The 1218-nt window shown below is 61.7% G+C and carries 2 protein-coding genes; both read left to right on the top strand.

The window, feature by feature from the left end:
- Positions 1-194 precede the first annotated feature (194 nt).
- Positions 195-980 carry a TSUP family transporter gene (locus tag EOC06_RS33835; RefSeq protein ID WP_127268807.1) on the top strand — a complete coding sequence of 262 codons (786 nt, stop codon included), beginning with the start codon at positions 195-197 and terminating at the stop codon, positions 978-980.
- A 52-nt stretch (positions 981-1032) separates the two neighbouring features.
- Positions 1033-1203, top strand: coding sequence for a hypothetical protein (locus EOC06_RS33830; protein ID WP_127268806.1), 171 nt, complete (start codon positions 1033-1035; stop codon positions 1201-1203).
- Positions 1204-1218 lie beyond the last annotated feature (15 nt).

Raw genomic sequence — 1218 nt, 5'->3', positions numbered from 1 at the left:
CGCCGTCGAATATCTGACGTATCTGGTCCAGCAATGCGAATGCCATCAGGAGCCTCTTTCCGGGTTAACCACACAAATACAAATCCAAGCGCGATGCGCTTGGATAGAGGTAGCGCGGAATCGACCTTGCGCAAACAGGGCGGCCGTGGTCGAACGCCCGATATTTCAGCCGGCCGGACACCGCCATACATCAGATGATCGACCTTAGTATCCAGACCGTCGCCATGCTCGCCTTCGCCGCCTTTGCCGCGGGCTTTGTCGATTCGATCGCCGGCGGCGGCGGGCTGATCACCGTGCCGGCGCTGCTGCTTGCCGGCTTCACGCCGGTCCAGGCGCTCGCCACCAACAAACTGCAAGGCATGTTCGGCTCGGGCTCGGCGACCATCCACTATGCGTCGAAGGGTCATGTGGACCTCCGCCGGCAATTGCCGTCGGCGCTTCTGGCCCTTGTCGGAAGCGCCATCGGCGCCTTGCTGGCAACGATCGTGCCGGGTGACATTCTGCGGGCTGCCCTGCCCATCGTGCTGATCGCCATCGCGCTCTACTTCGCGTTCAAGCCCAACATGAACGACATCGACCGCGCCGAGCGGCTGTCGCCGTTCCTGTTCGGACTGATCCTGGTGCCCGCCATCGGCTTCTACGATGGCCTGTTTGGACCGGGCGCAGGCTCCTTCTACATGCTGGCCTTCGTGGCGCTTGCCGGCTACGGCGTGCTCAAGGCGACGGCGCATACCAAGCTGCTCAACTTCGCCTCCAACATCGGCGGCTTCATCGTCTTCGCGGCCTTCGGCGTCGTCTACTGGAAGATCGGCCTGATGATGGGCGTTGCCCAGTTCATCGGCGCCCGCGTCGGCGCCAGCCTGGCCATGCGCATCGGCGCGAAACTGATCAAGCCGCTGCTGGTGATCGTGTGCCTGGCGCTTGCTGTGAAGCTGCTGGCCGACCCGGCGAACCCGCTGCGGGCCCTGATTGGTGTGTGATCACGCGCCCTGATAGAATGCCGCTGTTCGAATCATGTAGGAGGAGCCACACATGAATCTTAGCGCACCTACGCAGATCGTTTTTATCATTTCCGTTGTTATCGCCATCATCGGCGCACTCGCCGCGCTTGGCGTTCTTGCGTTCATTCCACTCGCATCGGTGTGGATTGTTCTTATTGCTTTCATCGTGCTTGCCGGCGGCTGCCTGATGCGCGGCGCCTGACCATTTCCCTTTAAG

Origin of the sequence: Mesorhizobium sp. M7A.F.Ca.MR.362.00.0.0 (assembly GCF_004023175.1) — a bacterium.
Lineage (GTDB): Bacteria > Pseudomonadota > Alphaproteobacteria > Rhizobiales > Rhizobiaceae > Mesorhizobium.
This window is presented reverse-complemented; position numbering and strand designations above follow the sequence as displayed.